Source organism: Lactobacillus delbrueckii subsp. jakobsenii ZN7a-9 = DSM 26046, assembly GCF_001888925.1.
Taxonomy (GTDB): Bacteria; Bacillota; Bacilli; order Lactobacillales; family Lactobacillaceae; genus Lactobacillus; species Lactobacillus delbrueckii.
In genome coordinates, this window is record NZ_CP018218.1 from 823454 (window position 1) to 836169 (window position 12716).

Consider the following 12716-nt stretch of genomic DNA (forward strand, 5'->3'; position numbering starts at 1 on the left):
GCTGCCTTTTTGGTTTAAGATAGGTAAGTAACAAAGAACAAACAGAGGGATTTTTTGATGAACAATTTACCAGAAGAATTAGCAAAAATTGTTAAGGAAGTCGACGAGCAGATCGCCGGCCGCCTGCATGAAATCGACGAACAGGTTATTTACAACCAGGCCAAGGTCCTGGAAGCCTTCGTGGACAACGCGGTCGCTGAATCTGACTTGAAGGGGACCAACGGCTACGGGGACGACGATGAAGGCCGGGACAAGCTGGAGCGGGTCTACGCCCAGGTCTTCCACACTGAAGACGCCCTGGTGCGGCCGCAATTCGTTTCCGGGACCCACACCCTGGCAACAGCCCTTGACGGCAACCTGGTGCCAGGCGACACTTTGACTTACCTGACGGGGATGCCTTACGACACCCTGCAGCACGCTATCGGCCTTACCCCAGACAAGGCCGGCACCTTGATTGAAAAGGGGGTTAAGTTCTCCTATGTGCCGCTAAAAGAAGACGGCAGCGTCGACTTTGAAGAGGGGGAAAAGATCTTAAAGCGGGACCAGCCGAAGATCGTGGCTATTCAGCGGTCCCGGGGTTACGACACCCGGGAAAGCTTCCCGGTTGCCAAGGTCAAGGAAATGATCGACTTTATCAAGGAAGTCAGTCCCCGGTCCTTGATCTTCGTTGACAACTGCTACGGGGAGTTTTCGGAAAAGCATGAGCCGACTGAATATGGGGCCGACTTCATGGCCGGTTCTTTGATCAAGAATGCCGGGGGCGGGATTGCCCAGACTGGTGGCTACATCGTCGGCAGAAAAGACTTGATCCACCGGGCAGCCAGCCGGCTTTTTGCCCCGGGGATCAGCGACTCAGAAGGGCCAACCTTAAACAGCCTGCATGAGTTCTACGAAGGCTTCTTCCTGGCGCCAAACGTGACCGGGGAAGCCATCAAGGGGATGATCTACTCAGCCGCCTTGATGGAAAAGCTGGGCTTCGACGTGTCTCCTAAGTGGGATGCCCCGCGGACTGACCTGATCGAACTGATCACCTTCAACGACAAGGAAAAGATGATCAAGTTCTGCCAGGAAGTGCAGAAGAACTCACCGGTTGACTCCTTTGTTACCCCAATTCCAAGCCACATGCGGGGCTACGAAGATGAAGTCATTATGGCCGGGGGGACCTTTGTCTCCGGGTCAACGGTTGAATTCTCAGCTGACGGCCCGATCCGTCCGCCTTACGCTGTCTACATGCAGGGCGGTTTGACCTACGCCCATGACAAGATCGCCGTGACCAACGCGGTCAAGTCAGTTCTCTTTGGTGACTAAAGGAAAAAAGAAAAAATAAAGAAAATAGTTCAGAAGATAGAAAAAACGTTGGCACGATTGTGTCAACGTTTTTTGTCAGCTTAAGATTCTTTAAGGACTTCAGCCCAGACTTCGCCGTCCTCTTGGTAGACCCCTTGGATTTCCGGATCAAGTCCCGGGAACTTTCGGGCAGCGCCGAGCAAGACTTGGAAGTAGGCAACGTCCAGGTCCTGCCAGCGTTCACCAGGTGCCACGATGAAGACACCAGGCGGGTAAGGGAGGGCGCCTTCCAAGGCCATGCGGCCCTTGGCGTCGGCCAGTTTGACCAGTTCGCTGTTGCCGTGGACGAATTCGCGGTCAGCTTCTTTTGGCGTCAGCTCGTAATTTTGGAAACTGTCCTTTAGGAAAAGAGCTTGCTGGAGCTTAAAGATCTCATGCTCTTGGTAGTAGTGGTGGAGCTCCTGGCAGAGCTGGTAGAGGGTATAACCCTTGTAGCGGTCAGGGTACTGGGCTACTAATTCCGGCATGATGGCAGACAGGGGCGCCTTAGTCAAGTAGGCTTCTTCAAAGGCCATTAAGGCCGAGAAAAGGCCGTTCATATCGACTTGCCCCTCGCCTGGCGTGAGCAGGTAGAGGGTGGAGTAGCTGTCGGACTTTTCCGGGATGATGTGCTTTTCATGCAGGTAGAGGGAAACGATGGCGCCAGGGATGCCTTCTTCGGTGAAGGCAGCTTTTGCCAGGTCAATGCCGGGCGTCATCAAGGTGACTTTTACCGGGCTTAGGGCAACTTCACCCGGAGCAAGCAATTTGAAGCCGTGCCAGTCATCATCTGGGGACAGTTTCCATGCTTCCGGGTCCTGGGCTAAGACATCAGTTGGCAGGTTCTCCCACTTTTGCCCGTGAACAGTTGGGGGAACGAGGGGCTTAAAGAGCTTGCTTTCCTTTAAAAGGCGCTTGCGGAAGTTGATGCCTAATTTAACCGTATCGTTCCACCAGCTGTTAACGGCCGGTGAAGCAGCCATGGCGCTGTTAGCGACAAGAGAAGCGTAGACCGGGTAGGAGTAGCTGGTCGTAACGTACTTCATGTAGGCATGGTTAAAGTGCTTGTGGTCGACGTAGCGCTTTTGTCCCTTGATGTGGCTGTCTTTTTTTAAAATCTGGGAGGCCTGGCCCACGCCGGCTTGCTGCTTGTGGACGGACTGGGTGACCAGGATGCCTGGATCATCGGGGCCGTAGGTCTGCTGGAAAGGAGAGAAGTCTCTGAGGACGTCGACAAATTGTTCATAGCCGCCCCAGGCGCAGTCAAAGAGGATGTAGTCACAGAGGCGGCCGAGCTTTTTCAAGATAAGCTTGGCGTCATAGAAGATGCCGTCGTAGGTTTCCAGCTGCAGAACCGCCAGGCGGAAAGGCCGGTCAGCCATGGCGCGGCCAGGGGCGACCTTGGCGATTTCCCGGCGGATCAAGTCTTCATCAAGACTGGCGGCGGTCAAAGGCCCGATCAAGCCGTCAGCGTTCCGGTCAGTTGGCAGGTAGACCGGCTTGGCCCCCGTCATGACCAGAGCGCTGTTGTAGATGGACTTGTGGTTGTTGCGGTCAAAAAGGACCAGGTCGCCTTCATCTAAAAGGGCGGTGGTGCAGATAGTGTTGGCGCTGGTTGTGCCGTTGGTGCAGAAGTAGACCTTGTCGGCGTTGAAGGCTTTAGCTGCTTCTTGCTGGGCTTCTAAGGGCCCGCCAGTGTGGTTCATCATATCGCCGAGTTCTGAGACGCAGTCAGAAGTATCGGCTCTGAAGTAGTTGTCACCGAAGAAGTTGCGCAAGATTGCTCCAGCTGGGTGGCGGTCATAGAAGCGGCCGTTGTGGTGGCCAGGAGTATCGAAGACCAGGTCGTCTTGGTCAGAAAAAGTTGTCAGCTCCCGGATGAAGCGGGGAACGTTGGCTTCTTCGTAGGTCTGGGCCAAGCGGCTGATTTCAGCGGGAGAGGTCTTAGGAGTAAATTCGATTAAGGGCAAGTCCAGCCCCAGCTTTTCCTTCATGGTCTGGTAGATGCCCCGGGACCGGCTGTCTTTTTCATCGATGACTACGGCAGCCAGGCTTGCGGGGTTGACCAGCTCGGTCAGTTCAGTTTTGGGCCAGTCGATTGGCAGATAGGGCAGAAGCTCTTTCTTAGCAGCGATTGCAAGATAATGCATTGAAAAATTCCTTTCTGTTTCATGGGTTGATGGAAGTTGCTACTTGTACTTGCGGTCACGTTCATCGCGGAGAAAATGATCAAAGAACCAGTCATATTGAGAGAGAAACAAGAGGATACCGGCGATGACCGCGATTTGAAGCCAGCTGGAGATGCCATTACCGCCGGTCGCTTAAGAAAGGCAACCCGCAAGTAGGAATGGCCAACAAAGAGCCAATACAAAGAGTCGAGAATAGCTGCAGCGGACAAAAGTGTCGCGGGTACTCGCAAAAACTTTTTTATATCTGTTCCTTTCTGTTACTTAGCATTTTTCATAAAATCGCGTACCACTCAATTCAGTATCTTTATAAAAATTGTAGTATGCATAGGTAAATTATACACTTTCAAGCTTTTTTTGCCAAAAAGCATTCTTAATTGACGCATTGAGTGATGTTTACTTTTTGCGCATTTACTTGTACGAAAAAGGCCTGCTTTTCTTGCCAAGAGCAAATTAACCAAATATTTTTTACTAAAAGCTGGCTAATGACCGGTATGCGGATAACTTTCACTTAACGCTTGAAAGAATTTTTATCAAATTAAAAAAGCTGTAGAATTTTCAAAACAATTGGAATAAAATGAAAACGACACTTTTTTTGATTGGAGATGGTGCAGTGACCAGCTTTTTAAAGCGCCAAAATAAGCCCCCGTCCAGGCAAATTGCCGCTTAAGACAATTTGACCAATAAGGAGCTTGACTTACAGAATGATTGAAGAAACCCCAAAAAAGCACTACATGGCCTGGATGACCTTGGCGATGCTCGACTTCGTCACCATCATCCGCTTTGAAGATGTTTTCTACCCATACCAAAACCAAGGTCTGTCCGTAATCTTTTCATGGATTTTCCTTTTGATTTGCTACCAATTGCCATATACCTTGATCGCTACCCAATTGGGCCTGGCCTACAAGGATACTGAAGAAGGGGGCCTGGCCTCCTGGATCCGGCGGGGGACGGGCAGCGACGTATTAGGCTACGCTACCAGCTGGATGTACTGGGCCCAAACCGTGCCCTACCTGGTGGACGTGTCCAACTCCATCATCGTTTCCATTTCCTGGATGATCCTGGGCAACAACACTTTAGGCAAGCACATGTCACCTTTCATGTTCGGCCTTTTGACCTTTGTCATCATCTTGATCTTTATCTTGTGCGAAAGTGCATATAAAAACTCCCTGGACCTTCTGTCCTTGATCGGGGGGATTGCCATGTTCGCCATGTCCGTGATCTTCGTGATCCTGATCATCTGGGCTCTCATGCATGGCGGCCACATCGCCACCAAGATGGAATGGTCCAGCTTTAAGCCGAACTTCAGCGTCCACTATTTCTCCACGACTGGCCTTTTGATCTTTGCCATGTCCGGGGCGGAACTGGCCGCGCCTTACGTTACCCGGCTGAAGAACCCCCGCAAGGAATTCCCGAAGTCAATGTGGATGCTTTTTGCCATGACGGTCTTCATGACCTTAACCGAAACTCTTGGTCTGGCCGTCCTCTTTGACGCTAAACACATCCCGCACGACTTTAAGATGAACGGGGCCTTCTACGCCTTCCAGCTTCTGGGTGAAGAAGCCGGCATGGGTAAGAGCCTCATGTACATGTACGCCATCGTCTGCCTCTTGAACTTCATGGCCGACCTGGCCGCCTTGATCGACGCCGCCAGCCGGGTCTTTGCCTCTGACACTTCTGAAAAGTACATGCCAAGCTGGCTCAGAAAGAAGAACAAGGATGGGCTGCCTGTTAACAGTTACGTGCTGACTTGCAGCATCACTCTCTTCCTTTTGCTTTTGTCAGGGACTTTGCCGGAAATCAACGATATCTTTAACTGGCTCTTGAACCTGAACGGGATCGTATCCCCGTACAAGACTTCCGTAGTCTTCTTGGCCTTCTTAGCCTTCCGCTACCGGCACAAGACTTTTGCCAAGGACGACTTCGTCTTCATCAGAAACAACAAGGGGGCCCTGGCGGTCGGCTGGTGGTGCTTCATCTTCACCTTCATCTGCGCGACGATGGGCTTCCTGCCGCAAGACGTTACTTTTGAAAGTCCGCAATGGACCAAGCAGCTCTGGATGAACATCATCACCGTTATCGTCCTCTTCGGGACTGGCTTCCTCTTGCCATGGCTCAGAAAGCTGGAATTAAAGCACCAAGCCAAGGCGAACAGCTAATAATGCAGTAAAAAGAGTAAAGAAATAAGGGATCAGCTGGACTGATTCCTTATTTTTTTGTGCTATTCAGTTTTTCCGCCTCATCAATTGATAAGCAGGGGATGCTGCAGGATCCAAATGGTCAAGAGGATGATGGCCAGGAGCAAAAGGAGGCTGGTAATTCTTAAAATCCGCCGCGTCTTTTGCCCCAAGGACCCGTCAAAGGAGTAGACCAGGCTGAAGCCGGCCAGGATGATCAAGAGGCTGTCACCCAGGAGGGGAAAAATATTGACTGTCATAGTTCACCTCAAAAATGATTTATCGATTATTTTATGAAAAATGCGCCGCTTTCGCGCCTTTTTGCTATGATTAAGTTAGCAATTTACTAAGGAGATTAAGTATGCAGAAAATTAAAGTAATGACCGTTTTCGGTACCAGGCCAGAAGCCATCAAGATGGCCCCCCTGGTGCTCAAGCTGATCAGTGACGACCGCTTCCAGGCAGTTACGGTAGTCACGGCCCAGCACCGGGAAATGCTGGACCAGGTCCTGGAGATTTTTAAAATCCAGCCGGACTACGACTTAAATATCATGCAGCCCCAGCAGACCCTGGCTGACATCACCACCCGGGTTTTGACTGCTTTAAGCCAGATCATCCAGGAAGAAAAGCCGGACATCGTCCTGGTCCACGGGGACACGACGACTTCCTTTGCCGCCAGCCTGGCTGCCTTTTACCAGCAGACTCCCCTGGGCCACGTTGAAGCGGGCCTCAGAACCTGGAATAAGTATTCTCCTTTCCCGGAAGAGATGAACCGGCAACTGACCGATGTCTTGTCCGACCTCTACTTTGCCCCGACCTCTGTCAGCCGGGCCAACCTTTTAAAAGAAGGGCACCCGGAAGAAAATATTTTTGTCACGGGCAACACGGCCATCGATGCCCTGGCCCAAACCGTCCAGGCCGACTACCAGCATGAAGTCTTAGACAAGATTGGCCAGGGCAAGCGGATCATCCTGGTCACCATGCACCGGCGGGAAAACCAGGGCGAGCCAATGCGGCGGGTCTTCAAGGTGATGAAGGACGTGGTCGACCAAACTGACGACGTTGAAATTGTCTACCCGGTTCACCTCTCGCCAAGAGTCCAAGAAGCAGCCAAGGAAGTTTTAGGCGGCGACCCCCGGATTCACTTGATCAAGCCTTTAGACGTGGTCGATTTCCACAACCTGGCCAAGCGCAGCTACTTTATCATGACCGACTCTGGCGGCGTCCAGGAAGAAGCCCCGTCTTTGGGCAAGCCGGTTTTGGTCTTGCGGGACACGACCGAGCGGCCGGAAGGGGTCAAGGCCGGAACCTTGAAACTGGTTGGCACTGAAGAAGACGCGGTTAAGGCAGCCATGCTGGAGCTGCTGACTGACCCAGCTGCCTACCAGCAGATGGCTGAAGCTAAGAACCCATACGGGGACGGGCAGGCTAGCGATCGGATTTTAGATGATATTGCCTGGTATTTTGCCGGCAAAAAAGGCCCCAAGCCAGCCGACTTTTCTTGATTGGCCAACTTGCACGAATAAAAAAGCAGTGAAGCTCAGCTTCACTGCTTTTTTATTTTCTTCTCCAGCCGCTTCTTCAGGCTCTTTTCCTGCTTCTCGAAGACTGATTTGGTGGTCAGGTAGTTGAAGATGCCGACCAGGATCTGGTCGATGACTTTGACGATCAAGGCTGGCCAGCCCAGGACAGTCATCCCCAGCCACATGATCAAGGTGTCCGGCAGCAGGCTGATGATCCGGTAGGCAAAAAAGGACAGCAGCTTCTGCCACAATTTGTGTTCATGGTCCACGTTCTTGGTGAAGACCGCCTTGTGGTTGAACCAGAAGGAGGCCAGGTTGGACACGATAAAGGCAATCGTGTTGTCGATGACCAAGACGGTGTGCAAAAAGTCATGCATGAACATGAAGACAACCGTGTTGATCAAGGCCGCTATAAAGCCAAAGAACATGTAGACCCATAAATTGCGGTGGCGCTTGAAGATCCGCTCGCCTAAAGTCCGCCGCCGGTTAAAATCTTTATCCATTTAATTTATCTGCCAACTCCTCAGCGGCTTGATCGATGCGCGCGATATCGTCATCGTCAGGGGCGTTTTCAACCGTGAGCGGGGGAATCAGTTCCTTGGCCCCGCAGGCCAGGAAGGCCTTCTCAAAGTCAAAAACGTTCTCGCAGTAGTGTTCCTTGTAGGTCTTGTCGCCAGAACCCATGACGGCAAAAGACTTGCCGGTCAAGTCCAGCTCCTTGAGCTGGTCGTAAAAGTCGGCAATTTCGTCAGTCATGGCGCCTTCCCCGTAAGTGTAGGTGATAAAGACGCACAGGTCGCTGTCTAAATAATCGCTGGCGTCAGTGAAGCTGACGTCAGAAGAATCTACTTCCAGGCCTTGGTCCAGCAGGCCTTCCTCCAGGATTTCGGCCATGTCCTCGTCGTTACCGGTCATGCTGGCAAAAACAATCTTTGCTCTCATAAGTTAAGCTCCCAAAAAACAATTTCTAGAGTATTATACACGATTTGCCCCGGCTTGGCGAATCGGGCGCATTGCTACTTTAGCAAACTTTTAAAAAAGGTTATAATAGTGAAGACAAACTACTTCATTATGAAAGGAAAAACAAATTGATTACTATTAAATCTGTTCGTGAATTGAAGGGCATGCAGGCTTCCGGCCACTTGCTGGCGACTATGTTTGAGGCCCTACGTGACGTGATCAAGCCAGGTATCTCCACCTGGGACATTGAAGAATTCTGCCAGGAATTCATTTCCAGCCGGGGCGGCCGCTTGTCAGAACAAGGTTTTGAAGGCTATAAGTACGGCACCTGCATCTCTGTTAACGACGAAATTGCCCACAACATTCCCCGCAAAAATGTCTTTTTAAAGGAAGGCGACTTGGTCAAGGTTGACGCAACCTGCAACTTGAACGGCTATGAATCCGACTCTTGCACCACTTACGGGGTCGGCCAAATCTCAGAAGAAGACCAGCACTTGATGGACGTGACCAAGAAGGCCATGTACATGGGGATCGACCAAGCCGTAGTTGGCAACCGGATCGGGGACATCGGAGCTGTCATCCAGCACTATGTGGAGGATGAAGAAGGCTACGGCGACGTCCGGGAACTGATCGGCCACGGCATCCAGCCATCCATCCACGAAGACCCGGAAGTTCCTCACTGGGGCAAGGCCGGCCACGGCCTGCGCCTGCGGGAAGGGATGACCATCACCGTTGAACCAATGGTGGAAGCCGGCGGGGACTGGAGGATTTTGCAAAAGACGGTTGACGACCCAAATGACGACTGGGTCTTCTACGCAACCCCGGACGGGTCCAAGTCAGCCCAGTTCGAGCATACTTTTGCCATCACCAAGGACGGCCCGAAGATCTTGACTTTGCAAAAGCCATACGACGGCCTGGAAAAGTACATTCCGCACTTTGACGAAATAGAAGACTAGGCATGACGGAAAAAGTTGAGCCAGGACAAAAGGGGGTCCGGCGCTTTCTTACAACTCTTTCCTCGGTCGTTTCCCAGGGGGAGATTTTTCAAAGTTCCATCGTGATTGCCTACTACATCCTGTTTTCAATTTTTCCCATCGTCATCATTGTCGGTAACGCCCTGCCCTGGTTTCACCTGGCCACGGGACCGATTGCTGATTATTTGGAAATGATCTTTCCAAGTGACGTGGCCCGCTATATCATCCCGATCGTCGATACCCTGCTCAAGTCGAATTCGACCAGCTACATTTCCTTCGGTGCGATCATGGCCCTGTGGTCCATGTCCTGTATGGTGAACGCGGTCAGAATCGGGATGAACCGCCTCTATGGCGTCCACAATAAGGAACTGAAGCTGGGCTTCTGGCACTTTATCTGGAACCGGACCTTGACCGTGATCTTCAGTGCCTTGATGGTCACTATGTTCATTATTTTAGCCCTGGTCGTGGTCTTTGGCCAGGAGGTCCTGCATTTCCTGGCTCCTTACTTTAACCTGCCCCTGGCCTGGATTGACAAGCTCTCCAGCTACCGCTGGCTGGTTTTGCTAGTCTTGATGTTGATCGGGGTCTACTATTTAAACGCTGTAGCGCCCAATGTCCACTTCAAGAAGGCTCTTTTGCCCGGGACCATCGTGACGGTGGCCGGCTGGGAAGCCCTGTCTTATCTCTTTTCCTTCTACTTGAAAAATTTTCCGGTTAAGTGGGAAAATTATGGTATAGTTGGAACTTTTATCATTTTTATGCTCTGGCTCAATCTCCTGGCTATCCTGTTACTTTTTGGCACGGCGGTCAATGTCAGTTTGGACCAGCTGCGCTATGGGCCAGCGACCTATTCTAACGGCCCTTTGGCTGAGTTTATCGCCAAGCGGCGGAAAAAATAATTTTCCTTTTTCAAGAAGATTGGTCTAGGTTTACTAGATTCTTTTCTAGAAATATGTTATTATACGCTTGCATTTAAAATGCTTTCATTAATGTGTGAAGTTAAGAAAAGAGGATGTAAATACATGAAAGTCAGAAAAGCGATCATCCCAGCTGCCGGTTTGGGAACCAGATTTTTGCCAGCAACCAAGGCCATGCCTAAGGAAATGCTGCCAATCGTTGACAAGCCAACTATTCAATTTATCGTTGAAGAAGCCATGGCTTCAGGGATTGAAGACATTCTGATCGTTACTGGCAGAAGCAAGCGGGCAATCGAAGACCACTTCGACTCAAACACGGAACTAGAAGACAACTTGATTGAAAAGCACAAGGACGCGCTTTTGAAGCTGGTCCGGGAAACCACTATGTCCAACATCAAGGTTAACCTTTACTTCACCCGGCAGCCGCATCCAAATGGCTTGGGGGATGCCGTCAACCGGGCTCGCAGCTTTATCGCCGGTGAACCTTTCGTGGTTATGCTAGGCGACGACTTGATGAGAGATAAGACGCCATTGACCAAGCAATTGATCGACTGCTACAATGAAACTCACGCTTCAACCATCGCGGTTATGAAGGTACCGCATGAAGAAGTCAACAAGTACGGTGTCATCGACCCAATCGGCGAAACTGCTCCGGACCTGTACAACGTTAAGGCCTTTGTGGAAAAGCCAGACGTTGACAGGGCCCCAAGTGACCTGGCCATCATCGGCCGCTACCTGCTGACTCCGGAAATTTTTGACATGCTGGACAAGCAAAAGGCCGGTGCCGGCGGTGAAATCCAATTGACTGACGCCATCGACGCCTTGAACAAGACCCAACGGGTCTTCGCCCACGAATTCAAGGGCCAGCGTTTTGACATCGGCAACAAGGAAGGCTACATGGAAACTTCCATCCAATACGGTCTCCGTCACCCGGAAACCAAGGATGCTTTGCGCAAGTACATCATTGACTTGGGCAAGAAGCTGGAAAGCGAAGGCAAGAAGAAGCCAGCCGGCAAGTGAAATACGCAAAGAAAGAAGCTGTCTGAAGACCAGACAACTTCTTTTTTCTACGCTTTTTTGTTACTTGCAGATGATCTTGCCCTCAGCTGGCAGGATCTGGACCCCGTAGACGGGAATTTCTTTTTCCTGCCAGCAGAAGCTGAGGGGGATGGACTTGCTCCCCTTGCCGGTCAGCTGGCGGAATTTAGCCAGGGTCATTGCCTGCCCGCCGCACAATAGCTGGCAGTCTTCCCGAGCCAAGACAAACTTACTGAGGGGGAGGGTCTGGTCTTGTACCTGCAGGTAGAGGACATTTTGCCCGCCCAGGCCAGCCAGGAGCTGTAAAAAATCTTCAAGCAGCATGGATAAACCTTTCTTTTTTTATTGTGGTATACTGTTCATATTGCTTAAAATAAAGGAGCAAAGCGATAAAAAAGACAGAAACTATAGATAAAGAGGGAAAGAGGAGAGGAAACTGGTGAAAAAGAAGAATAAAAAGAGAAGCAATTACCGCCTGGTCAAAATTTTAGGGGGCCTCTTAGCCGTCTTAGCCCTGGCCTTGGCCGGGGCCGGCTACTACTTTTTCAACATGGCCGTGGTGCCGGGCAAGAAGAGCTTCGTGACCAACGGGACGGTGCAGTTGACCAAGTCCACCCCCCAGTACAAGCAGAAGCTCTGGTACAAGCAGGTGACAAAGCAGCACTGGCAGCTGCGGTCGGCTAAGAACAATTATCTCCTGCGGGCCAATTATATTCCAGCTAAAAACTCGGCTAAAACCGTGATTATCCTGCACGGCTACATGTCCAACAAGGAAAATATGGGGGCCTATGCCCAGCTTTTCCACTCCCTGGGCTACAACACCCTTTTGCCAGACGCGGAAGCTCATGGGCAAAGCCAGGGCAAGTATGTCGGCTACGGCTGGCTGGAGAAAAATGATGTCAAGAAGTGGGCCGAGCAGGTTATCAAGAAAAATGGCCAAAAGAGCAAGATCGTGATTTTCGGGGTCTCCATGGGCGGGGCCACGACCATGATGACCTCCGGCTTAAACTTGCCTAAGCAGGTCAAATGCTTTATCGAAGACTGCGGCTACACCAGTGCTAAAAATGAAATCGAACACGAAGCCCAAGCCCTTTACAATATGCCGGCCTTTCCCCGTTTTCCTCTGGTGGAAATCTTGAGCGGGATTACCAAGTTAAAAGCCGGCTACTTTTTGGCCCAGGCCTCAAGCCTTGCCCAGCTGAAGAAGAATACCCGGCCCATGCTTTTTATCCATGGCAGCAAGGATACCTTTGTCCCAACCGAAATGGTTTATAAAAATTACCGGGCCAGCCGGGGGCCGAAGCAGCTCTTGATCGTCAAAGGAGCCCAGCATGTCAAGTCCTATGAGCACAATCCGGCTTTATATGCACGCACGGTCAAGCAATTTTTAGCAAAATACGCAAAATAATTCCTTGCAAGCGTTTGCATAAAATGCTATACTGAAGGCGTGGAAGAGGTAGAAAACAACTGAACGGAAGTTTTTATCTCCAGATTGTAATTATTATTCGTTGTCTCTCTTATTGAGACCATAATAAAGGCTTGAAGCTTTTAACCAAGTGGCGATACACAATGGTCTAATTCATTTCATACGCTAGCACGTAAAACTCGAACAAGTG

12 protein-coding genes are annotated in these 12716 nt (G+C 50.9%); 7 read left to right on the top strand and 5 right to left on the bottom strand.

Annotated elements, in window-relative coordinates; genetic code table 11:
* The first annotated feature begins 57 nt into the window (after positions 1 to 57).
* Positions 58 to 1308: a methionine gamma-lyase family protein gene (locus LJ046_RS04280; RefSeq protein ID WP_002877980.1), complete on the top strand. Its 1251-nt coding sequence runs from the start codon at positions 58 to 60 to the stop codon at positions 1306 to 1308.
* 80 nt (positions 1309 to 1388) lie between these two features.
* Here LJ046_RS04280 and LJ046_RS04285 read toward each other — a convergent pair whose 3' ends face one another.
* The gene (locus LJ046_RS04285; protein ID WP_002877979.1) at positions 1389 to 3476 is read right to left on the bottom strand and encodes a putative ornithine decarboxylase; all 2088 of its coding nucleotides are present in this window, start codon (positions 3474 to 3476) and stop codon (positions 1389 to 1391) included.
* Between the two features lie 740 nt (positions 3477 to 4216).
* Between LJ046_RS04285 and LJ046_RS04295 the strand changes: the two genes are divergently transcribed.
* A complete protein-coding gene (locus tag LJ046_RS04295; RefSeq protein ID WP_002877975.1) occupies positions 4217 to 5671 on the top strand; it encodes an APC family permease in 1455 nt (484 codons plus the stop codon).
* Positions 5672 to 5754: 83 nt separating this feature from the next.
* On the opposite strand, the gene LJ046_RS04300 is transcribed toward LJ046_RS04295, so the two are convergent.
* Positions 5755 to 5949: a hypothetical protein gene (locus LJ046_RS04300; protein WP_002877973.1), complete on the bottom strand. Its 195-nt coding sequence runs from the start codon at positions 5947 to 5949 to the stop codon at positions 5755 to 5757.
* 101 nt (positions 5950 to 6050) lie between these two features.
* Between LJ046_RS04300 and wecB the strand changes: the two genes are divergently transcribed.
* Positions 6051 to 7193 carry a non-hydrolyzing UDP-N-acetylglucosamine 2-epimerase gene (wecB, locus tag LJ046_RS04305; RefSeq protein WP_002877971.1) on the top strand — a complete coding sequence of 381 codons (1143 nt, stop codon included), beginning with the start codon at positions 6051 to 6053 and terminating at the stop codon, positions 7191 to 7193.
* Positions 7194 to 7234: 41 nt separating this feature from the next.
* Here wecB and LJ046_RS04310 read toward each other — a convergent pair whose 3' ends face one another.
* Positions 7235 to 7714 (bottom strand): GtrA family protein, encoded by a 480-nt coding sequence (locus LJ046_RS04310; RefSeq protein ID WP_002877969.1) that lies wholly within the window; start codon positions 7712 to 7714, stop codon positions 7235 to 7237.
* Positions 7707 to 8153, bottom strand: coding sequence for a flavodoxin (locus LJ046_RS04315; RefSeq protein WP_002877968.1), 447 nt, complete (start codon positions 8151 to 8153; stop codon positions 7707 to 7709). Before LJ046_RS04315 ends, LJ046_RS04310 begins: the two co-directional genes overlap by 8 nt.
* A 146-nt stretch (positions 8154 to 8299) precedes the next feature.
* Here LJ046_RS04315 and map point away from each other — a divergent pair, with 146 nt between their 5' ends.
* From map to galU, 3 genes are all read left to right on the top strand, one after another.
* Complete coding sequence (map, locus tag LJ046_RS04320; RefSeq protein WP_002877966.1) at positions 8300 to 9127, top strand: type I methionyl aminopeptidase; 828 nt, start codon at positions 8300 to 8302, stop codon at positions 9125 to 9127.
* Between the two features lie 2 nt (positions 9128 to 9129).
* Complete coding sequence (locus LJ046_RS04325) at positions 9130 to 10044, top strand: YihY/virulence factor BrkB family protein (RefSeq protein WP_002877963.1); 915 nt, start codon at positions 9130 to 9132, stop codon at positions 10042 to 10044.
* Positions 10045 to 10167: 123 nt separating this feature from the next.
* Entirely contained in the window at positions 10168 to 11082 is a 915-nt protein-coding gene (gene galU, locus LJ046_RS04330; RefSeq protein WP_002877960.1) for a UTP--glucose-1-phosphate uridylyltransferase GalU, read from the top strand.
* Positions 11083 to 11142: 60 nt separating this feature from the next.
* Here the strand turns inward: galU and LJ046_RS04335 are convergent, their stop codons facing one another.
* Positions 11143 to 11424, bottom strand: a complete 282-nt coding sequence (locus LJ046_RS04335; RefSeq protein ID WP_002877957.1) for a hypothetical protein — start codon at positions 11422 to 11424, stop codon at positions 11143 to 11145.
* Positions 11425 to 11539: 115 nt separating this feature from the next.
* Here LJ046_RS04335 and LJ046_RS04340 point away from each other — a divergent pair, with 115 nt between their 5' ends.
* On the top strand, positions 11540 to 12508 hold the full coding sequence (locus LJ046_RS04340) for an alpha/beta hydrolase (RefSeq protein WP_002877953.1): 969 nt from the start codon (positions 11540 to 11542) through the stop codon (positions 12506 to 12508).
* The last annotated feature ends 208 nt before the right edge of the window (positions 12509 to 12716 follow it).